At 58.0% G+C, this 20,811-nt stretch carries 21 protein-coding genes and 1 other RNA gene; 10 read left to right on the top strand and 12 right to left on the bottom strand.

Going from position 1 to position 20,811, the window contains the following annotated elements; all coding sequences use genetic code 11:
• The first annotated feature begins 78 nt into the window (after nucleotides 1–78).
• The gene (locus HY29_RS11290; protein WP_034796951.1) at nucleotides 79–429 is read left to right on the top strand and encodes a YciI family protein; all 351 of its coding nucleotides are present in this window, start codon (nucleotides 79–81) and stop codon (nucleotides 427–429) included.
• The gene (locus HY29_RS11285; RefSeq protein WP_162176715.1) at nucleotides 383–1,663 is read left to right on the top strand and encodes an RNA polymerase sigma factor; all 1,281 of its coding nucleotides are present in this window, start codon (nucleotides 383–385) and stop codon (nucleotides 1,661–1,663) included. The genes HY29_RS11290 and HY29_RS11285 overlap by 47 nt, the downstream gene beginning before the upstream one ends.
• A 3-nt stretch (nucleotides 1,664–1,666) precedes the next feature.
• On the opposite strand, the gene HY29_RS11280 is transcribed toward HY29_RS11285, so the two are convergent.
• Both HY29_RS11280 and HY29_RS18535 read right to left on the bottom strand, forming a co-directional pair.
• Nucleotides 1,667–2,704, bottom strand: a complete 1,038-nt coding sequence (locus HY29_RS11280) for a lipid A deacylase LpxR family protein (RefSeq protein ID WP_051601430.1) — start codon at nucleotides 2,702–2,704, stop codon at nucleotides 1,667–1,669.
• 17 nt (nucleotides 2,705–2,721) lie between these two features.
• Nucleotides 2,722–3,573, bottom strand: a complete 852-nt coding sequence (locus HY29_RS18535; RefSeq protein ID WP_051601429.1) for a lipid A-modifier LpxR family protein — start codon at nucleotides 3,571–3,573, stop codon at nucleotides 2,722–2,724.
• 603 nt (nucleotides 3,574–4,176) lie between these two features.
• On the opposite strand from HY29_RS18535, the gene HY29_RS11270 reads away from it, so the two are divergent.
• Nucleotides 4,177–4,566: a DUF4168 domain-containing protein gene (locus tag HY29_RS11270; protein ID WP_034796849.1), complete on the top strand. Its 390-nt coding sequence runs from the start codon at nucleotides 4,177–4,179 to the stop codon at nucleotides 4,564–4,566.
• Between the two features lie 84 nt (nucleotides 4,567–4,650).
• On the opposite strand, the gene HY29_RS11265 is transcribed toward HY29_RS11270, so the two are convergent.
• The gene (locus tag HY29_RS11265) at nucleotides 4,651–6,519 is read right to left on the bottom strand and encodes a ribonucleoside-diphosphate reductase subunit alpha (protein ID WP_034796847.1); all 1,869 of its coding nucleotides are present in this window, start codon (nucleotides 6,517–6,519) and stop codon (nucleotides 4,651–4,653) included.
• Between the two features lie 394 nt (nucleotides 6,520–6,913).
• Between HY29_RS11265 and HY29_RS11260 the strand changes: the two genes are divergently transcribed.
• The gene (locus HY29_RS11260; RefSeq protein ID WP_034796846.1) at nucleotides 6,914–7,429 is read left to right on the top strand and encodes a hypothetical protein; all 516 of its coding nucleotides are present in this window, start codon (nucleotides 6,914–6,916) and stop codon (nucleotides 7,427–7,429) included.
• Nucleotides 7,430–7,447: 18 nt separating this feature from the next.
• Here HY29_RS11260 and ffs read toward each other — a convergent pair.
• Nucleotides 7,448–7,539: signal recognition particle sRNA small type (ffs, locus tag HY29_RS18885), an RNA gene on the bottom strand.
• Nucleotides 7,540–7,771: 232 nt separating this feature from the next.
• On the opposite strand from ffs, the gene HY29_RS18530 reads away from it, so the two are divergent.
• The 4 genes from HY29_RS18530 to HY29_RS11245 all read left to right on the top strand — a co-directional run bounded on the left by HY29_RS18530 (nucleotide 7,772) and on the right by HY29_RS11245 (nucleotide 11,462).
• Complete coding sequence (locus HY29_RS18530) at nucleotides 7,772–9,625, top strand: tetratricopeptide repeat protein (protein WP_051601428.1); 1,854 nt, start codon at nucleotides 7,772–7,774, stop codon at nucleotides 9,623–9,625.
• Complete coding sequence (locus HY29_RS11250) at nucleotides 9,612–10,022, top strand: globin (protein ID WP_034796844.1); 411 nt, start codon at nucleotides 9,612–9,614, stop codon at nucleotides 10,020–10,022. Before HY29_RS18530 ends, HY29_RS11250 begins: the two co-directional genes overlap by 14 nt.
• 30 nt (nucleotides 10,023–10,052) lie before the next feature.
• The gene (locus HY29_RS18880; protein ID WP_241765190.1) at nucleotides 10,053–10,208 is read left to right on the top strand and encodes a hypothetical protein; all 156 of its coding nucleotides are present in this window, start codon (nucleotides 10,053–10,055) and stop codon (nucleotides 10,206–10,208) included.
• Between the two features lie 177 nt (nucleotides 10,209–10,385).
• Complete coding sequence (locus HY29_RS11245; protein ID WP_034796841.1) at nucleotides 10,386–11,462, top strand: acyltransferase family protein; 1,077 nt, start codon at nucleotides 10,386–10,388, stop codon at nucleotides 11,460–11,462.
• Nucleotides 11,463–11,474: 12 nt separating this feature from the next.
• On the opposite strand, the gene HY29_RS11240 is transcribed toward HY29_RS11245, so the two are convergent.
• From HY29_RS11240 to HY29_RS11225, 4 genes are all read right to left on the bottom strand, one after another.
• On the bottom strand, nucleotides 11,475–11,660 hold the full coding sequence (locus HY29_RS11240; RefSeq protein WP_034796838.1) for a hypothetical protein: 186 nt from the start codon (nucleotides 11,658–11,660) through the stop codon (nucleotides 11,475–11,477).
• 60 nt (nucleotides 11,661–11,720) lie between these two features.
• Nucleotides 11,721–12,131 carry a cupin domain-containing protein gene (locus HY29_RS11235; protein WP_034796835.1) on the bottom strand — a complete coding sequence of 137 codons (411 nt, stop codon included), beginning with the start codon at nucleotides 12,129–12,131 and terminating at the stop codon, nucleotides 11,721–11,723.
• 48 nt (nucleotides 12,132–12,179) lie between these two features.
• Nucleotides 12,180–14,009 (bottom strand): translational GTPase TypA, encoded by a 1,830-nt coding sequence (typA, locus tag HY29_RS11230; RefSeq protein WP_034796833.1) that lies wholly within the window; start codon nucleotides 14,007–14,009, stop codon nucleotides 12,180–12,182.
• Nucleotides 14,010–14,116: 107 nt separating this feature from the next.
• Nucleotides 14,117–15,787, bottom strand: a complete 1,671-nt coding sequence (locus HY29_RS11225) for a hypothetical protein (protein WP_155838294.1) — start codon at nucleotides 15,785–15,787, stop codon at nucleotides 14,117–14,119.
• 83 nt (nucleotides 15,788–15,870) lie between these two features.
• Between HY29_RS11225 and nudC the strand changes: the two genes are divergently transcribed.
• On the top strand, nucleotides 15,871–16,788 hold the full coding sequence (gene nudC, locus HY29_RS11220; RefSeq protein WP_034796826.1) for an NAD(+) diphosphatase: 918 nt from the start codon (nucleotides 15,871–15,873) through the stop codon (nucleotides 16,786–16,788).
• An 89-nt stretch (nucleotides 16,789–16,877) separates the two neighbouring features.
• Here the strand turns inward: nudC and HY29_RS19540 are convergent, their stop codons facing one another.
• From HY29_RS19540 to HY29_RS11205, 3 genes are all read right to left on the bottom strand, one after another.
• A complete protein-coding gene (locus tag HY29_RS19540; RefSeq protein ID WP_199285827.1) occupies nucleotides 16,878–17,225 on the bottom strand; it encodes a hypothetical protein in 348 nt (115 codons plus the stop codon).
• A 64-nt stretch (nucleotides 17,226–17,289) separates the two neighbouring features.
• Nucleotides 17,290–17,859: a porin family protein gene (locus HY29_RS11210; RefSeq protein WP_034796822.1), complete on the bottom strand. Its 570-nt coding sequence runs from the start codon at nucleotides 17,857–17,859 to the stop codon at nucleotides 17,290–17,292.
• A gap of 427 nt (nucleotides 17,860–18,286) precedes the next feature.
• On the bottom strand, nucleotides 18,287–18,715 hold the full coding sequence (locus HY29_RS11205; RefSeq protein WP_051601440.1) for a YHS domain-containing (seleno)protein: 429 nt from the start codon (nucleotides 18,713–18,715) through the stop codon (nucleotides 18,287–18,289).
• A gap of 252 nt (nucleotides 18,716–18,967) precedes the next feature.
• Between HY29_RS11205 and HY29_RS11200 the strand changes: the two genes are divergently transcribed.
• Nucleotides 18,968–19,861, top strand: coding sequence for a LysR family transcriptional regulator (locus HY29_RS11200; RefSeq protein ID WP_034796818.1), 894 nt, complete (start codon nucleotides 18,968–18,970; stop codon nucleotides 19,859–19,861).
• On the opposite strand, the gene HY29_RS11195 is transcribed toward HY29_RS11200, so the two are convergent.
• Nucleotides 19,858–20,694: a prephenate dehydratase gene (locus tag HY29_RS11195; protein ID WP_034796814.1), complete on the bottom strand. Its 837-nt coding sequence runs from the start codon at nucleotides 20,692–20,694 to the stop codon at nucleotides 19,858–19,860. The genes HY29_RS11200 and HY29_RS11195 overlap by 4 nt on opposite strands.
• Nucleotides 20,695–20,811: the final 117 nt, after the last annotated feature.

The raw sequence follows: 20,811 nt of genomic DNA, 5'->3' as shown, positions 1-20,811 counted from the left end.
TCAGGCGAGGCCGCACGTCTTTAGACTATGGCGCGGGATAAACCCGTGCCAGACTTCACCCATATGGAGACTGCCCCAATGCAATATGCCCTTTTCCTTTATGAAGACGAAGCCACCTTCCTGTCCCTGTCTGAAGACCAGCAGATGGCGGTGGTGCAGGAGCACATGGCCTTTTCCGAGGAGTTGCAGGCGGCCGGCGCCTATGTCACCGGCGTGGCGCTGGAACCCGCCGAAACAGCGCGCTGCCTGAAGGCCAAAGGCGACATCCAGGATGGCCCCTTTGCCGACACCAAGGAACAGATGGGCGGCGTCTATGTCATCAATGCCGGGTCCATGGCCGAAGCGGAGGCCTGGGCCCGGAAATGTCCGGTGCATAAAAGCGGTGGTACGATCGAGATTCGCCCCGTCCCTGATTATGGCAACGCCTGACACGTCCGGAGCCGATGCGCGCGCGGCTGCGGAATGGGCCGCGCGCAACTCCTATGGCAAACTGATTGCGCAACTGACCGCACGCTGCGGCAGTCTTTCGCTTGCAGAAGACGCCCTTGCGGATGCCTTTGCCATCGCGCTGGCCAACTGGCCGCGACAAGGCGTGCCGGATGCGCCCGAAGCGTGGCTTATGAAGGCCGCCAATCGCAAGATCATCGATGCCGTCCGGCGCATTCAGACGGCCAGCCGCCATGCCGAAGCGGAACTTTCCTTTACGCAGGAGGCATCCCTTGTCGATGGCGGAGACGTGCCGGGCGGCGACCGTCGGCTGGAACTGATGTTTCTGTGCGCCCACCCGGCCATTCCGGAAAGCGCGCATACGGCCCTGATGCTGCAGGCCATGCTGGGCTTTACCGCCGAAGAGATTGCCGCCGCCACGCTGGAAACGCCCTCAACCGTGTCACAACGGCTGACCCGGGCAAAACGTAAGCTGTCTGACAACGGACTGCCCTTTGCGCTGCCTCCGCCGCACATCCTGAATGAGCGGACCGCAGCTGTGCAGCGCGCCATTTATGCAGCCTATACCGGCGGCTGGGAGGATGTGCCTGGCGGCGAACACCCGGTCACGGGCCTAGCCAGAGAGGCAGAATGGTTGGCACGCTGTCTGGTACGGCTGGCACCGGAAAATGCCGAGGCCAAGGGTCTGCTGGCGCTGATCCTGTATTGCGAAAGTCGCAGAGCCGCCCGGCGCGACACAGAGGGCCGATACATTCCCCTAACTGAGCAGCAGACGGCCTTGTGGGGCGAGCCCCGCATCACCGAAGCGACAGCCCTGCTGACGGAAGCCGGAAAGATGCAGGCGCCCGGTCGCTTCCAATTGGAGGCCGCCATACAGGCAGTCCATACCGCACGTAGACAGACAGGCCGCACAGACTGGGCCATGATCTGTAAGCTGTATGAGAGGCTGCAAACCTTCACGCCCTCTATTGGGGCCCGGATAGGACATGCAGCAGCACTGCTGCAGAGGGGCCAGACCGATGAGGCGGTCCACCTACTTGATGAACTGCCTCAGAACCGGATCTCACAGTATGCTCCGTACTGGGCCGTGCGCGGGCATGCCATGAAAATGACAGGGAATACGGAAGAAGCAGGCGAGAGTTTACGACACGCCGCAAGCCTCAGCCGAGACACCGCCACGCGGGAATGGCTGCTGGCTCAGGCTGCTGAAATTTAGAATTCAGTGAGCGACGCTGATGGAAAAGGCCCCAAATTGTTGCGGGCCGTCCTGATAGGCAAATTGCTCGGTCCGGTTCACCCAGGTGAAGGCCAGCTGCACATCGCGATAATGCACCGCCATCCCGGCCTGAAGGTCTCCCACCAGGGCGCGGCGATCTTCCACGCGGGCAGAGTCCCGCCACAGATTGCCATCCAGGAACATGTCACGCGCAACGGCCCGGCCATCAACACCGATAAAGAAATAGCTGCCCCAGGGGTCTTCCTTTGTGCCTGGAATGAACTCCCCTGCCCCGGCCAGCGCCGGGCGGATACGCGGCGGACCAAACCCAGAATCGAGATCCCATCCGATGCGCGCCGTCATGCCCGTATTTGCATAGGTGCGCACATTGCCAAGCGCGAAGCCGGCATGACCGGCAAAGTCTGCTTCCAGCCCGAATAATAGCTGCACCTTTTCCAGTCTCTGCAGACGCTGGGCAATGATCTCGATTCCAGGCTCATCCTTCAGCTGATGATCCCAGCCCTGCGCGCCAGGAATACCGAGCATGCCGTGCCAATTGTTCTGGACAAATTCTCCGCCTGCAGACGGGCCGACAATACCGAGATTTACCTGCAGCGTATCCTGCAGGGCCTTTTCTGTATCCGTTGCCACAACGGTGGATGAGAAGGACAACCAGCCCGCATAGGGACGGTCCTGCGGGTTCGGCGTGCTGAGCGTGATGTCTTCAGGGGTGAAGATGGCATGCGACAGGCCAAAGCCCTGGCGCAATTTGGTGCGCTCGACATCCACCCATGGAAGGCGCTCTGCCACCCATTTCAAACCCGGGTGCACCCTGTCTGCTGCGGAGACATGCTCCAGTCTTACGCCATTGGAATAGTTACGATCTGTTCCGGATCCGAACATGTCGTTTTCGGAGGTCACCGACCAGACACCTGGCTCGCGCGGAACCACAGGTTCATCGCCTGGCTCCTGGGCAAAAGCCCAGGGCGCATTAAAAAAGGCCGCGGTTGCCGCGGCCAGAAGAAAGAATCGAGCCTGCATCAGCAGGTAAATACCACTCAGCGACGCATGGTGAAACTAACACCTGCGAAATCTTCAGTTTCGCTGATGCTGACATTGCGGTCAGAATATTTCATTTCGCGGCGAATATAGCTGAGCGAAAGCTCCCCGCCTGCGCGCTGGACGGCAAAGCCGGCCTGCATGTCGCCAACGGTGACTTGATCCGTAAGGGCCATATCGCCCAGGCTGGGGCGGAAACCGCTTTCATCAGCGTCCCAGACCAGCGCTTCGCCATCGGCGCCAGCGAAGATGTACCAGCCCTTGGGTTGTCCGCTGCCCTTGGCCATAAGGTCAAAGTTCTGACCGATCCGGACTTCACCCCCGACGCGGCGGGTGAGGATTTCGCCCTCTTCCCGAACGGCGATGCGCGGGGCAACGCCGACATCAAAGGTCAGGCCAGTGACTTCCTTAGGTGCAGAAATGGCAATCTCTGCGGCGATGTTCTTTTCAACTGTGCGCGGGCGCAACAGGCCTGCGCGTCCGCGCTCTGCTGCAACGGCCACAAGCGGGGAGCCGCCGGTCCAGTCGAGACGCGTATTGTCCGGAACAGAAAACTGCGGCCCAGGAACATTGTAATCGGCAGGTTGGCCCACAAGCAGGCTGCCGACTGCAACGCTGCTCGTATCAATCGGCACACCGCTGAAGCGCGTCGCGGTGCTGTTAAAGACATGGACGGACGGTTCTGGAGCCGGGGCCTGAAGCACACCCGAGCCAAAAGCTGACGGAGCGGCCATCTGGACACCCAGCGATGGAGGGGCAGCAGGCTCTTCGCGAACTTGCTCGTGCGGAGAAACAGTAGCGCAGCCCTGACAGCCCATCGTAATGACAGCGGTTGTGATTGCGAACACCATTGCTCTAACACCTCTCATGCCATGACCCGGAATATGTCCATCCCGAGATTAGGCCCTAGCTTCTTTAACGTAGCATAAAGAGGGCCTACCCCCAAAACGCCAATTCGCCTGTAAAGATTAATTCCGACCCTTATAACTCGCCTGTGTAGATTTTGTTCCAGAACCCGGAATTTGGACGCTTTTTCGCCTCAATTCCGAGAGAACACCCCGCACCCTTCAATTTAACCTATTGAAAATTCTGGGATAAATCAGACTAACAGTCGGGCAGAATTGTTTAATCTTCTTCGCGCGACAAAATTATTATTCAAAAAATTTTCCTCTATTTGCAGGTTAGGGCATGGCAACATGAAATGGAAACCCTTTCTCGCACTCAGATTGTCTGCTTTTTCGATTCTCAGATCTCACCTCAGGCAAGTCTCAGACCAAAACCGCCAGACAGGATTTTTTCAGTGATTGCAACGATGTCTGCTCCTCGTGCAGAACATTACAGTCATTTCACGAATTATTGTTAAATTACAAGGCATTAATTGACAGGCGCGAGCGGTTGCCCTGCCGACTGGGTCATGCTTGCCTTGTTTCAGGCAACCCCAAAAGGAGACCTGAATGGCCCTCAAAACCACCCTCACCCGAACCGGCGCTGCTGTCGCAGCCATGGCCCTGATGACAAGTGGCGCAGCCTTTGCGCAGGCCAAACCTACGACACCCCAGGCCCCGGCTGCGCAGGCACAGGCCCAACCGGTCACGGATGCAGAGATCACGAAATTCGCCGCGGCCAATGAGCAGGTGAACACGATCATCAAGAAAATGAGTTCAGAGCTCGAATCCGCCACGGATGCCTCAAAAGCGAGCGAGATTCAGACCAGCTATCAGCAAAAGATACAAAGCGCGATCAAAGAGGAAGGCCTGACGACCAATCGCTACACACAAATCATTCAGATGGCGCAAGCGGACCCGGCACTGACCAACAAGATCATCGCCGAAATGGAAGGCTAAGCCCCCTCTCCCCTATTCCTCCCAGAAGAAAGCCCCCGTCACCTGAATGACGGGGGCTTTTTTCTGCGTCAGAGAGCCAGACGCCTATTGGCAGGCAAGGCACTCATCATAATCGGTGTTTGGCGTTTCCATCTGGCTGACTTCAGCCTTCTCGGAGCCGGCAAAGGCCGCGCGCTGAACCGATTTGGAGCGGCAGTAGTAGAGCGACTTCAGGCCTTTCTCCCATGCCGTCCAGTGCAGCATGTGCAGGTCCCACTTGGCAATATCGCCCGGCAGGAACAGGTTCAGGGACTGGGACTGGCAGATATAAGGCGTACGGTCTGCCGCCAGTTCGATGATCCAGCGCTGGTCGATCTCGAAGGCCGTCTTGAAGACAGACTTCTCATGCTCGTCCAGGCAATCCAGATGCTGGACAGAGCCCTCATGCTCCAGGATGGAAACCCAGACAGCGTCGGTATTCTTGCCCTTGGTCTCCAGAAGCTTTTCGAGCTGCGGGTTCTTCACGGTGAAGGAGCCGGACAGGGTTTTGTGCGTGTAGACGTTCGCCGGGATCGGCTCGATGCCCGCAGACGTGCCGCCACAGATGATGGAAATGGAGGCCGTCGGGGCCACAGCCATCTTGTGGCTGAAGCGCGCCATCATGCCGACATCGCGGGCGTCTTCACAGGGGCCACGCTCCTTGGCGAGCTTGACCGAAGCGGCATCGGCGCCCTGGCGGATGTGCTTGAACATCTTCTCGTTCCACACCTTGGACATCGCGCTTTCCATCGGCACGTTCATGGTCTGCAGGAAGGAGTGGAAGCCCATCAGGCCGAGACCAACCGAGCGCTCGCGCTTGGCGGAATAGACGGCGCGAGCCATTTCCGGTGGAGCGCGCTCGATGAAGTCTTCCAGAACATTGTCGAGGAAGCGGAAGATGTCTTCCAGGAAGGTCTCGTCCTTGGACCATTCCAGATACTTCTCGGCATTTACCGAAGACAAGCAGCACACAGCCGTGCGGTCCTGGCCGACATGGTCGACACCGGTCGGCAGCGTGATTTCGGAGCAGAGATTGGACTGCGTGACCTTCAGGCCCAGCTTGCGCTGGTGGGCCGGCATGGCGTTGTTCACGGTGTCTGTGAACAGCAGATAGGGTTCGCCGGTCTGCATGCGCAGCTCCAGGATCTTCTGCCACAGCTTGCGGGCATTGATCGTGCGGATGACTTCGCCGCTCTTCGGGCTGATGAGGCCGTAATCCTCATCATTCTTCACCGCTTCCATGAAGTCGTCGGTGATGTTGATGCCGTGGTGCAGGTTCAGGGATTTCCGGTTGAAGTCACCGGATGCCTTACGGATTTCGAGGAACTCCTCGATTTCCGGGTGGTGCACATCAATGTAGCACGCAGCCGAACCGCGGCGCAGGGAGCCTTGCGAAATGGCAAGCGTCAGGGAGTCCATCACGCGGATGAACGGAATGATGCCGGACGTCTGGCCGTTCTGACCGACCTTCTCACCAATCGAGCGGACATTGCCCCAATAGGTGCCGATGCCGCCGCCATTGGAGGCGAGCCAGACATTCTCGGTCCAGGTCTCAACAATATCGTCCAGCGAGTCGCCAACCTGGTTGAGGAAGCAAGAGATCGGCAGGCCGCGTGCCGCGCCGCCATTCGACAGAACAGGCGTCGCCGGCATGAACCAGAGCTTCGACATATAGTCGTACAGGCGCTGGGCGTGCTCGCTGTCATCAGAGAAGGCCAGCGAAACGCGGGCAAACATGTCCTGATAGGACTCGCCGGGCAGAAGATAGCGGTCCTGGAGCGTTTTCTTGCCGAACTCCGTCAAAAGGGAATCGCGAGACGGATCCAGTTGAATCGGAGTGCCTTCGACAACGCGAAGCACCGTCTCACTCCCCGCCTTGGGTTTCCCTTTGCGCGGCGCGGCTTTAGACACAGATTTAGCCTCGGTTGCAGACATGAGAGCAGCCCTCCAAATTCCTTGAAAATATAGGCCCGGAAGCCCCAGAAAGCCAGATATGGCCTTCAACCCCGTTCCTGACACTAGATATAGTGTCTGAAGGTTAATAACCGGTCAACGGCCCAAGTCTCAAAAACGTCAAAAATGGCGTGGAATTCCGGTAAACAAATGTCTAACACACACCCTGATTGCCCGCCAGTATTGGCCTTTGAGAAGCTGTGCAAAACTGCATCAAAATACAGTCCGTCGCGCACACGCCTGAGGCGAGTAGGAAGGGATTCAGTTAACGCAAGATAACCACAGTCTGGAAGATTCGATCGCTCATCTGAGATGATCCCTAACCAGGACGGTGCATCCTGCCGATCAGACCCCTTTGGCTGAACGGGAGGGCCCCATGCTGAACTGGCTAAAGAATCAGGCTCACACGAAATGGGCAGACGTGCCTGCCTCGCAGGATGGCGAAACCCTGATCCATGCCTCCGCCCAGGAGATCTACGAAAAGCTGGACTTTTCCTCCCCTGGCAACGCCTTACGCGAACGGGGCTTCAAGTTTGGCCCGGGCAACCCGGCCTACCGAATCTATGAGCTGACGGACCCGGATATTCCGGAAAGCCGCCTCATCTTCGAAGTGATCGAAGCCCAGCCCGGCAAACGCTATGCCTACCGCGTATTGCGCTATGTTGAGGGCAATGAGTCCCCGGTCAGCGAAGCCGAGCGGGAATATACGATCGAGCCAGCCCCTCAGGGCGGTCACTTCCTGCACCTGAAGGAAACCAGCACGCTGGAAGAGAATGTGCACCGGGACGAATATGTGCTGGCACGCGCGCAGCTGAACTTTCGCGTCTTCCGCAATCTGGCTCGCCTGAAGCTGCACGTGGAGCTTGGCGCCGACGCGGCGTCCTTCAAATAGCAATTTCAGAATAAAAGCGGAGACAGGCGAGCGACCCGGGCGGAAAACTCGTTAGGGCTGCTCCGTTCCCGGCCTGACCCGGTTGGCGAGCGGCCCGTCCGCCACCTGCCTCCTGCGCGCTATATGCGCGTCATGGCCGCCGGGTGCAAGGGCCTGTCGTCGCCCATAAACAGCTGTTGCATCTTTCCTCTGCAAACCTGGCCTCGCGAGGAGACACTCATGATCAATATGAGCTGGCTCATGAAGTGCGATACGACGCAGGGGTAGGCCTCAAACGTTGGGGCAGCCTCTTGTACAGGCGGCCACGCTGCGCCACCTTGCAACCTGAGGAGGAAGCTTTGGGTGGCTCTAATTAAAGACTGCACACAGCATGCCTGTGCCTTCGTATTCGGATGCACGGGCGTCGCACTGGGGATCGGCGGGGCCGGACTGACCGCCGGCATCGGCGGAGCGGCGCTCGTTGGCACCTGTGTGGCCGCGGTTTATGAAGGCAAAAAGAAGCATTCTGTAGAGAACAAGCGCGAGCTGGAGCGCCTGATCTGCCGCACGACGGATGAATGGCGCGAGCAGCCCGAATTCCAGAAACACGACCCCGGACGCGACCTGTCGGATGCCTCCGACGCGCTGATCGAATACCTTCCCAAATGCGACATGAGCCGGGACCGGCTGATCAAGCACGCGGCCGAAGCGCCGGGCCGCCCCTTCCCCGATGCGGCGACCGATCATGTTCTCGCAGAACTCACCCGGCTGGCGCCGGAGGTTTATGGCGAGGGCGGCACGCCCATCGCCCGCGACTTCGCGACCGCCATCATCCGCAGCGCCTTCGCCGCCGCCATTGAGAACCGCGCGTATTACGAGCAGCTGGAACCCCACCTCCTGTTCGAAATCGCACGGACGCAGGGCCTGACGATCAGCCTGCTGGACGACGTGCTTCACGAAATCGAGGAGGTGAAGGCAGGCGTCGCCGAGATAAATGAAAATGTATCTGATTTACCTGCAGCACTCGTGGAACATCTCGTCCAGGCCGGAATCGTTGGCGGGCTTTCGAGGCCACAGGTCGAAACGATCCTCGCCAGTTTTGGACACGAAAATGTGCCGGAGGAGATGTGGGAGGCAAAGCTTAAGGAAAGTGCGGCAAGGCTCGATGAACTGGAAGCGCGCCTTAAGACGCTGACCAATGACGAACCCGAGATCGCCAATCTCCTGCAGCGCGCGGGCGACGCCATTGACGCCGCGGATTTCGAGACAGCGGATGCCTTGCTGGCAGAGGCAGAGCAACGCGATGTGGAAGCGGGCGAAATGCGGCTCACCCGCGCCGCGCGTAGCCGGGAACAGCGCGGGGATCTTGCCCGCTCATCCGGTAAATATGTCGAAGCAGCGGAACATTATGCGGAAGCCGCCAGCAGGGTTCAAAGTCTCGATCCGCTGGACTGGGCGCGCCTGAAATACAAGCAAGGCTTGGCGCTTTATGAACGTGGCCAGTTCGATCCGGAACCGCAGCTTCTCCAGGAATCGGTTGCCGCCTATCGCGAAGCCCTCAAGCAATACACACGCGAGCGCGTCCCGCTGAAATGGGCCATGACACAGAACAATCTCGGCACAGCGCTCCAAACCCTTGGTGTGCGCGGCAATGACGACGCCCTCCGTGACGCCATCGCCGCCTATCGCGAAGCCCTCAAGGAGCGCACACGTGAACGCGTCCCGCTAAAATGGGCAACTACTCAGAACAATCTCGGCAATGCGCTCCTGACCCTCGGCGAGCGCGGCGATGATGACTCCCTCCATGACGCCATCGCCGCCTATCGCGATGCCCTCAAGGAGCGCACACGCGAACGCGTCCCGCTGGAATGGGCCATGACACAGAACAATCTCGGCAATGCGCTCCTGACCCTCGGCGAGCGCGGCGATGATGACTCCCTCCATGACGCCATCGCCGCCTATCGCGATGCCCTCAAGGAGCGCACACGCGAACGCGTCCCGCTGGAATGGGCCATGACACAGAACAATCTCGGCAATGCGCTCGCGACACTCGGTGAGCGCGGCGATGATGAAGTGCTGGAACGGGCGGTTGAGGCTTACAGGCAGGCGCTGGAGGAATTCACCGTGGAGCGCACGCCCTATCAGCATGGGGGCGTCTCACGAAACCTCGCTGAGGCGGAGGCGCTGTTGAAGGAGCGGAAGAATGGCGGAGCGTGATCCCCTTACGGAGAGCCTCACGCTGCTCTCTGAGCGGGCCGGGGATGTGACGGGGCTTGTTTATACGCGCCTCTTCGCGGCGCATCCGGAGCTGGAAGATTTGTTCCTGATGGATACCGATGGCGGGGTGCGGGGGTCTATGCTGTCTCAGGCGCTTGAGTGCCTGATGAACCTTGCCGACGGCCCCGGCACGATGGCCGAAACGGTGATCCGGTCAGAACGGATCAATCACGATACATATGATGTGCCGATCGGCATGTTCGAAGTCTTTTTCGATATCATCCGCGATGTCACACGCGATACGCTCGGCCCGGCATGGACGCCTGACATGGACACGGCCTGGAAAAACACATTGGCAAAGACTGACAGCTTGTCTGCCTTCTCCCTTGCCACCTGAAAAGCAGAGCAATTCTATACCGGCCTTAAAATGAATGGTGTAGATACAGCCTATATTCGCGTGCCGGGCTCACCGCATTATATCGCCTCTCGCCCCAGCCTGCTGATCGCGAAGACAGACAACATCATGGGCTGGTTCGCGAAGTATGATCCGGCCAAGGCGGATGTCGAAACAGGCGAAGAATAGCCCTGCACAGAAAAGCCGTTCACGTTAAATCGTGGACGGCTTAACTGGTAAAAACGCATTAAAACTCGATAAAAACGCGATTTTTTTCGCCTGCTGATTGTTCTGAATGGACAATGGCATCCCTTTTGCTTTGTCTGCTGTCACCATTGGGGCATCAGGCGGTCAGGGGGCCGGAACATGCTGCACAGTATCAATTTGCTCAGGACTCTGTCCTGCTATGCCATCGCGATCTTCCATATACGGGCGTTTGTGCACTCACATTCGGACACAGTCCGTCTGACCTTCTCTGCCTCACCCGGATTTCACCTGTTTCTCGCAATCAGCGGCTTCATCCTCGTCTATATTACGCGCCCGGATGATACGCCCCTGAATTTCATGATGAAGCGTACTGTACGGATCGTCCCCATCTATTGGACGGCAACCACACTCGCTCTGCTGCTCGCACTGGCGCGGCCATGGTTGTTCCACGAGGCTGATACATCCCTGCCCTCGATCATAAGCAGCTACCTGTTTCTGCCCCACTATGATCTCGGTGGTGACATCCAGCCCATACTGTTCGTAGGCTGGACGCTTGGATACATCATGCTGTTCTATCTGTTGTTTTCGCTGTCGCTGTTCGTTCCTGAACGCGTGCAGGTGCCGGCAGCCATCCTCATGACAATCTGCGTCATTGCTGGCGCGCGCTTTTTACCAGCAGGCGCCTATCGTGAATTTTACGGTGACCCGATCCTTCTGGAATTTGCCATGGGCTGCATCATGGGGCTCTCCCTACGCCAGAAGGCCGTACAGGATTTCGTCAAAGCCACCCCCATGTGGCCTATTGGCCTTGTCGGGATCGTTGGCTTTGCAATAGCCATGAACGTCACCCTGCCCTCCTGGGGCCGGATAGCTGTCTACGCTGTTTCCAGTTCACTGGTCGTGTTCGCATGCGCCGGACAGGATCTTTTCCGTAAGCCTCTGCAAAACGAGTTTCTAGCCATGGGCGGAAAGATCAGCTACGGCATCTTCCTGATACACCCTTTGCTGATGACGGCGTTCGGCGTCACGCTGTTTGCAATCACCGGCAATGACTGGGTGGCGACCATTCTTATGTTCGCAACAGTGCTTCCGCTAAGCTCCGTGCTGGCCTATCTCAGCTTTCGCTATTTCGAGACGCCGACGAATACATGGCTTCGTAAATCCTTGCGCCTGTCCAAGCTTCCTCCAAAGGCAGCGAGAGAGGTGAAAGCGGAAATGGGGCCAACTGTCGTCTAGGGTGGGATGATCCTATTCGCTTGCCTCGGTTTCATCCTTTTGGCGCGTCTTGCTGACGCCAGTAATGATACCGATCCCGATCAGGACAATCGCCCCGACGCCAATCCACACGGGCGGAGCCCCCAGCAGGAAGGCGGCATAGGCCAGCCCACCAATCAGGATGATAAAACCAATAATATACAGGCCAAACGAGGACATCTTTTTTCTCCAGGTCAAATTTAACCTGTATCAAACGTCCCTTGTCTTCTGGGGTTCCGCCTAAACGTCTGAAGGTATCCTTTGACGATGACAGGTTCCCTCACCGGCGGTTATGAACACGACGCTTGCTTCACCTTCGACATCGGCCGTGTGCCAGACGCCTGGCGGGTTGATGGCATAGTCTCCGGCAGTAAGAGCAACACGCTGCTCTGTGCCATCGGGCAGCTCCCGGATCAGGACCAGGTCTCCACTGATGCAAAAGACCAGTTCGTGCCCCTTGGGGTGCATTTCCCACATCGTCCATGGAGACGAGAATGTGTGGAGTGAAACGAGCCGCCCCTCTGCGCCATCATCGGGATAGAGTCTCTCATACTCCTCATACCACTGCATCTCGCCGGTGAAGGCCGGCAGGGTTGCTGCCAGCCCTCCCCTGCCGAGATGGACGGGAAAGTCGCTGAGTTTCTTTGGCATGGATCACCCCCTCTGGCTCAGACCAGCTTGAGGCAATCCTCACAGGCGTCAAGCGTCAGATTTCTTCGCCGCGCGCTTACGCTCATGCGGATCGAGATAGACCTTACGCAGGCGGATGTTTTCCGGCGTCACTTCGACCAGTTCGTCATCAGAAATATAGGCCAAGGACTTTTCCAGCGTCATCTGAAGCGGCGGTGTCAGGCGGACCGCTTCATCAGAGCCGGACGCGCGCATATTGGTCAGCTTCTTGCCCTTCAGGACGTTGACTTCCAGATCATTGTCGCGCGTGTGCTCGCCAATGATCATGCCGCCATACACCTTGTCGCCCGGATGGATCATCATCGGACCACGGTCTTCCAGATTCCAGAGTGCGAAGGCAACGGCCTCCCCCTGCTCCATGGCGATCAGCACGCCGGTGTGACGGCCCTGAATGCGGCCCTTGTGCGGAGCGTATTCGTGGAAGATGCGGTTCATGATAGCCGTGCCGCGCGTGTCCGACATCAGTTCGCCCTGATACCCGATCAGGCCGCGCGTCGGGGCGTGGAACACCATGCGCGTACGGCCAACACCGGACGGGCGCATGTCGAGCATGTCGGCTTTACGCTCAGACAGTTTCTGTACGATGATACCGGTATGCTCATCGTCGACGTCGATGATGACTTCTTCGATCGGCTCCAGCTTGTTGCCGCTCTCATCTTCCTGCATCACGACCTGCGGACGCGAAACGCCGAGTTCGAAGCCTTCGCGGCGCATGGTTTCGATCAGAACCGCGAGTTGCAATTCGCCCCGGCCGGAGACGGTGAAGGCCTCAGCGTCGCTGGCGCGCTCGACCTTCAGCGCAACATTGCCTTCGGCTTCTTTCAGCAGGCGATCCCAGATCAGACGGCTGGTAACTTTCGAGCCTTCCGTGCCGGCCAGCGGGGAGTCGTTCACGCGGAACGTCATGGAGATGGTCGGCGGGTCGATCGGCTGGGCCTCAATAGGCTCGCTGACAGACGGGTCGCAGAACGTGTCGGCCACGTTGGCCTTGGTCGTACCAGCCAGCGAAACGATATCGCCTGCCTGGGCTTCCTCGACCGGAACGCGGTCCAGGCCGCGGAAGGCGAGCACTTTGGAAATGCGGCACTGCTCGACCAGTTCACCCTCACGGTTCAGCACCTTGATGGTCTGGTTCGGCTTGATCGTGCCGGACGCGACACGCCCCGTCAGGATGCGGCCAAGGAATGGATCGGAGGAAATCGTCGTGGCGAGGAAGCGGAACGGCCCCTCTTCCACTTTCGGGACCGGTACATGGTCCACGACCAGCTGGAACAAGGAATCCATGTTCTCGGTCGGGCTTTCATAGTCAGAGCCCATCCAGCCCTGCTTGGCTGAACCGTACAGGATCGGGAAGTCGAGCTGCTCATCGGTCGCGTCGAGGTTCGCAAAGAGGTCGAACACCTCATTGATCACTTCATCCGGACGGCGCTCTGGCTTATCGATCTTGTTGACGGCGACAATCGGCTTCAGACCCACTTTCAGGGCCTTGGAGACCACGAATTTGGTCTGCGGCATCGGGCCTTCGGCCGCGTCAACCAGCACGATGGCACCGTCCACCATGTGCAGAATACGCTCCACCTCGCCGCCGAAATCGGCGTGGCCGGGCGTATCGACGATATTGATGCGGTGGCCATTCCACTCAACAGACGTGGTTTTGGCCAGAATAGTGATGCCACGTTCTTTTTCGAGATCGTTGGAATCCATCATCCGTTCGGCGGTCTTTTCGTTTTCACGGAAAGTGCCGGACTGTTTCAGCAATTCGTCAACAAGCGTGGTCTTGCCGTGGTCAACGTGGGCAATGATCGCGATGTTGCGCATTTTCTCGATAGGCGTGGACATAGAAGTAGTGCTTTCGGGAGGGAGGGCTGTTTTGTCGCGCACATACACGCGCCCGCAAGGCTTGGCTATGCCTTGTTGACAGACTTTTCCCTGCCCCTCCCTAGCGCCTAGAGAGGCGGCAATGTCCCGGCAGACCGTACATTGTACAGTTCAGGCAGGGATGCCACGCCTTCAGGACAGGCCAGCGGCTCCAGCTCGGTCCCGTCCGCGCGCGTTAGCACCAGCGGCTCTCTCGCCTTACAAGCCTCGCGCACCGCAAAATAAACGGCCACGGGGGCTTTCAGCAGATCCTGTCCGTTCAGGCTGGATACAAGCGGGTCCCCGGCCAGGGCATCGCCACAACGCTGCGCCGTTTCCAGGGCAAAGCCTTCCGGCATCTGTGTGAAGCCATAGCCGCCGTCGCAATAGTCGATGAGCAACTCTCGCAGCACCGTGACGGACAGCGTCGTCTCGTCAGACGTCTCATCTTCCGGTGTCAGCGGCACGATATCGGCGCCAAGTGCATTCAGATGCGCCACCAAGGCAGCGCGGTTTTCCGCCGTGAGGCCCTCATTGAACACTGTCATAATGTCTGAAAAGGGCTCGCCGCCATCCGCCTCAGCGGCCGTCACGAAGGTTGCGCTGTCATAGACACGCTCGTCTCCAGTGGCGTCATACACATCTTTCCAGATACCCAGCACATTCTTGCCTGTATGCTGCAGCGCAGACAGCTCCGCCGCCAGATGCACGACATGACCGCACCGATAGGGCGTCTGCCCCCAGCTCGCGATTTCGGTGTCGCGAATGGAATGGTCGCCAAGCCGCAGGATACAGCCATTCAGCGCCTTCTGAACGGCAGCATTGAAAATGTCTTCATCCATCCAGAGGCGATTGGCGATATATTCCGCTGCGCCTTCATGCACCCAGGATTGTTCGGAATTTTCCGAGGACTCAAACAGGGTGCCATTCCACACATGAACCGCTTCGTGCAGGGATGTGTTGCGCAGTTGGGCGGCAAAATTCGATCCATTATCACTGAGGTCAAAACCCCGCAGGTGGAAGGTGATGACTTCTTCGCGGACACCGCCTTTCCATGACTGGCCATGCCAGTTCCGGTCATAGGTTATGATCACGGCAGGCGGAATCTCAGGCGCATACTCCCAGGCATCCGTCAGCTTGGTGACGGCATTTTCGAGATTATCTGAAATGTCCGTTCTGATCGCATCCGGAATTTCAGGACCGGCAATCAGGATGCCGCCTTCCATGGACAGGTTTTCAGCCGGACCGACATAGAAGATGCCGAGCGTATTGCCGTCGCGAGTCTCGTCTGGAGACGTAATTTCACCTGCCCCATAAATCACATTGCTTTCAGGCAGGCCCTCGAAACGGACCTCGAAATCTCCCTCTGCCGGGGCCAGCGCGTTGGCGAAGATCACCCAGCCACCCTTCCCCACTTTGGAGGCCGGCACATAATAGCGGTCATAGAACATGGACGCCGCCGGAAGCGTGAAGGAGAATTCCTGGAAATCCGATCCGTCTTCGCGCGAAAGCGTCTGGCCATCAAATACCCAGCCCTCGCCTTGTGGCGTCCAGTCAGCCTCTCTCTCGCTGACCGGCATGTCGCCTTCATTGAACGAGAATTCGGTGACCGCTTCCGGCAATTGCCAGGTTGCGAGGATGTTCTCCTCCTGCGGAGACAGCGTAACAGTCATCTGCTCGACGCCCTCAGGCGCGACGGGCTGAGGCTTGGAACAGGCTGCTGCAAAGGCGAGTATCAGGAAAAGGGTAAGGCGGATCATGAAGCTTTCCTTCTTTGCGCGGCGCACGTTTACAAACTGGTCCAGTCACGGCAAGTCACCATGACATCAGTGAGGATCGCCACATGACCAATTCGAACGATATACCGCTGGCCGCAAGACCAATCGACCGTGCAGCCCACAGGCGCTGTGATGGCGGCTGGCTGGAGACAGCCTTCCAGCGCGATGATGTTTTGATTGTGATGATGCGCAATGGAGACCCGTTTGTCAGTTCCGAAGGGGGGCTCGTGTGGATGGGCCCGGAAGTCGAAAAGATCTCTCCCGGATCTCCCCGTCTGTTCCTGGGTGAAGATACGAGCGGCGCGCCGGTGTTTGCGGTCAATCTGCCCTCAAAATTCGATGTTGAAAATTCGCTTGTCGCGGGAGTTGGAGACTTCATCGAATTCCGCGCAGCCGCTGCCCGCATGAGTGATCTGGATGCCAATTGTGCGTCTACCGCACGCAGCCTTTTTCTCTGGCATGCCTCGCACGGATTTTGCGCAAAGTGCGGATCGCAGACCGCTCTTGTGGAAGCCGGATGGAAGCGCGAATGCCCGGCCTGCGGAACGGAACATTTTCCGCGCACAGACCCTGTCGCGATCATGTTGGCCGTGAAGGGCGACAAATGCCTTGTTGGTCGCCAGGCCAACTGGCCAGCAGGGTTTGTGTCTTGCCTGGCCGGCTTCTGCGAACCGGGTGAAACCATCGAACAGGCCGCCGCGCGGGAGATTCTCGAAGAGGCCGGCATCCGGTGCGATCCTGCACTTGCGGAATATATAGCCTGCCAGCCTTGGCCCTTCCCCTCTTCGCTCATGGTGGGTCTTATTCTGGAGGCAGAAACAGAAGAGATTACGGTCGATGACAAGGAACTGGAATCTGCAGAATGGATTTCACGCGAAGATTTGCGCAAAATGCTGGCCGGAACACATGAGCGTTTCTTCTGTCCGCCGAAAACGGCCATTGCGCACCATTTGTTGAAGGAATGGGCTGAGCGTACGGATTAACCGTATACGGAGCCAAGCCTCTTTCCTCCCCTCAGACGCGAAAATAAGAGTTGATTTTCCCAGAATCATTCTATTCTGGCACTTGCCATTTACAGGAGACCCGACATGGCAACTGCAACGAAGAAAAAGCCGGCCGCAAAACCGGCAGCCAAGAAGACCGCAACAAAAAAACCGGCCGCTAAGAAGCCAGCTGCCAAAGCTGCCCCTAAAGCCGCCGCGAAACCCGCTGCCAAGAAGCCTGTGGCAAAGAAACCTGCCGCGAAAAAGCCAGCAGCTAAAAAACCTGCAGCCACGAAAACCGTAGCGAAGAAAACTGTTGCGAAACCTGCCGCCAAGAAAGCAGCGCCGAAAGCTGCCGCTGCCGCAGTAAAAAAGCCCGCAGCCAAAACGGCAAAACCCGCCGCAAAAAAGCCCGCTGCGAAGAAGCCTGCCGCCAAGAAGAAGTAAGCTTGCGGACAGAAATAATGGGAACGGGCGGGATATCCCGCCCGTTTTTTATTGTCAGAACTTTTTCTTGATACCGACCTTCAACGTGTCGAACTGCGTATCTGTATCGATGCCATCATAATATGTGTAACCTGCATCAATCGTCAGGTCCTCGGTCAGAGAATATTCGGCACCAACCTCGCCAGCCAATGCATAGCCATTATCGATGTTCCGGAATCCCTGTGCCGGCATATCGGGCGCGAGTTGCACCGAGCCCCTGGTCTTGAACTCGTAATTGGACAGGCCGAGCTTGCCCGTCAGGTTCAGGCGCTCGGCGATTGGCACATGGGCGACGCCCATCACATCAATACGCTGATTGAGGCTCGTCTTGGCAGCGTAGTTTCCATAATCGACGCTGTCATCGCCAACGCCTGCCGCCGCCGTTATTTCTGCTCCAAAGCGTTCATTCAAATTCAGGCCACCCGTAATGGACAGGGCATCCAGTTCCCGGTCATCGATGGCGTCATTGTCCACGACAAGGTATTCATACCCCACGCCGCCATACCAGCCTTTACCATCCGTTGACTGAGCCAAAGAGACTGGCGCAACGAGCGCCCCGGCTGCAACGAGACAAACATACTTCATGAAATCACCTTTCAGGCAGTTGAAGGAGCCCTCCTCCTAGGACAGCGTCTCTGCCAAACGGTAGTTAAATGCGCGTCATGACATCCTTTTAAGTCTGCGCTCAGCTTTCACGGAAAATCATCTCCCAGCTGACGAAAAACCCCTGCACCGCGGGGGCGCAGGGGCATCTTGCCAGCAAGGGACAAACGGCATCGAGTGCCCGCAAGCCGGAAGGTCTTGGTACTGGAGATAACCAGCACACAGATTATCATGTAAATGTGGCAGGATTTCTGAAATGTCATTTACCTGCATATGAATCAGAATTGCTGAACAGGCCGGTCCCTCTTCGCCTGAAAAGCGTTTGGAATCATGATGGAACACCGCTGAAACGCACGCAATCCTGGTGCTTGCCCGTCCGTTCAGAAATTAATCAATGTGGCGCCTCGCCTTACTTGTTAATCTCGCGCCATGCCTGGTCGGCACGCTCAATGAAGCCCGGCTCGTCCGCTTCCCACTTCTTCTGGATGGAGGAATTATAGTTCAGGTACAGCTTGCCATCGCCAATCTTCCAGAAGCGGGCGTTGCCCTTGGCATGATTGCCATCCGCCATGGCCCATGCGCAGTAGCCGCCATATTGCGGCGCGTATTTTTCCGGATCGGCCAGAAAGGCATCACGATTTTCTGCGCTGCTGAATTTGAACTTTGCACCCATATAGTCCGCGGTAAAATCATCTGATCCCTTCACGGGCTTGCCTTGCGTGAAATAGGCCACAGCGTCGTGGCCCTGAAGCGCGGTGTCAGAAAACAGGCCCGTATAGATGGGCGGCTCGGCCATGGCAGCAGGCACGACCGTCAGCGCAGGCGCAGATGCCATCATGGCAGCCATCAGCATGGTACGTATTTTCATTCCAGGTCCCTCTCTGACATCCGGCAAGGGCTGGCCTGATCGTCTGGCCCAGCCTCGAACTTGGAAATCTTGTCTCACATGCCCGGCTCTCACGCCAAGCAAACCCATGTGACCCCGGCCCACTTTTGCGTGAGCCCCTTCCCGATCCATGATTTCAGCGCCACCCCTCGCGCAATCATCTTTCTGCGTCTAAGCTGCTACCAACTGGAAGCGGGAGCTGAGATGGACCGGATCGATGCAATGCGCCTGTTTGTCCGCGTGGCGGAATCCGGCAGCTTTTCAAAAGCAGCCGTTGCGCTGGGCGTGGGGCAGCCAACCGTCTCACGCCGGATACAGGATCTCGAAGCGCAACTGGACGCCGCCCTTTTCCAGCGCACCACACGCGCGCTCAGCCTGACCGAAGCCGGCGAGCGCTTTTACAAGCGTGCCGTGGACCTTATCGCCGATTATGAAGAGGCTGAGGCCGAGGTGCGCGGACTGGAACATGAACCGGTCGGCCTGTTGCGCATTTCATGCTCGAATTCCTTTGCGCGCCGCATCATCATTCCCGCCATTCCTGACTTCGCAGACCGCTACCCCCGCATTCGCTTCGATGTGATCTCGGACGATTCCTTCACGGATCTGGTCGAGGAAGGCGTCGACCTGGCCTTCAGGTTTGGGCATCTGGACGATTCCCGCCTTATGATGCGCAAGCTGGCAGACTCCCCTCAGGCGCTGTGGGCGTCTCCGGACTATCTGGAGCGCATGGGGACACCTGAAACGCCAGCAGACCTGTCGAATCATAGCGCCGTGCATTTTCGCAAGGCGCGTCATCCGGAATGGCATTTGACGAAGGACGGGAAAACCGTCGCCGCCCAATTGCAGGGACGCTTCATTGCTTCAGGCGGAGATAATCTGGTGCAGGCCGCAGAGGCAGGCCTCGGCATCGTGCTGGGACCAAAATGGCTGGTTGCCAATTGCGTCTCGGAAGGCCGCCTGAAGGCCGTACTGCCAGACTGGACGACCGAGAACCTCCCCGTGAATTGCGTCTGGACCTCAGGGCGCCTGCGCGGAAAGACGAAACTCTTCGCCGATCACATCGCAGACGCCCTGAAGGCCTCCATGAATCGCTGCTAGACCGACACGTATTCCGATGTCGGGAACACGCCCAGGATTTTCAGGGATTGCGAGAAGAATCCCAATTCCTCCAGGGCGAGCTGAACGTTGCGCTCGTCCGGATGGCCGGCAATCTCGGCATAGAACTGCGTCGAAACGAAGGACCCGCCGATCAGATAGCTCTCCAGCTTGGTCATGTTGATGCCATTCGTCGCGAACCCGCCCAGCACCTTGTAAAGGGCGGCCGGAATGTTGCGCACTTCGAACAGGAATGCCGTCTTGGCCGGGCCATCGCCCGCTTCAATCTCGGCCTGTTCGCGCGACATGATGATGAATCGTGTTGTGTTATGCGTCGCGTCTTCAATGTTCTCGGCCAGTATTTCCAGACCATAGACCTCTGCAGCCAGGCGCGGCGCGATGGCCGCGAGCGTGGAATCTCCCAATTCAGCGACTTCACGCGCTGCACCGGCCGTATCAGCGGAGGTTACGCCTTCAATATCATGCTGGCGCAGGAAATTACGACACTGGCCCAGTCCCATGATATGCGACCGCGCTTTTTTGACATCGGCCAGCTTCGTGCCTGACAACGCCATCAGCTGAAACCGAATCGGCAGGTAATATTCCGCGACAATCTGCAATTGTGTGCCAGGTAATAGGTAGTGAATGTCCCCTACCCGGCCGGCAATCGTGTTTTCGACCGGAATCATGGCCAGATCGGCCTCACCACGCTCAACCGCGGCAAAACAATCCTCGAAAGTCCGGCACGGCAGCGGCTCCATATTCGGATAGGCCTCATTGCACGCAATGTGCGAATTTGCGCCAGGTTCGCCTTGATATGCGATCTTGCCCGTCATTTGACGCGCTCCTTTCGGTGGGTTTGTCTGCGTCGGATCGCCGCGACGATAGGGGGAAGCGCCTCAATCTCGCAGCGTTTATATTGTGCGCAACCCGTTAGCGTGCCAAAAGGCGCG

It is taken from the genome of Hyphomonas beringensis (assembly GCF_000682755.1).
GTDB classification, from domain to species: Bacteria; Pseudomonadota; Alphaproteobacteria; order Caulobacterales; family Hyphomonadaceae; genus Hyphomonas; species Hyphomonas beringensis.
Note: the sequence above shows the minus strand (reverse complement) of the source record. Positions and strands in the feature narration are given on the sequence as shown.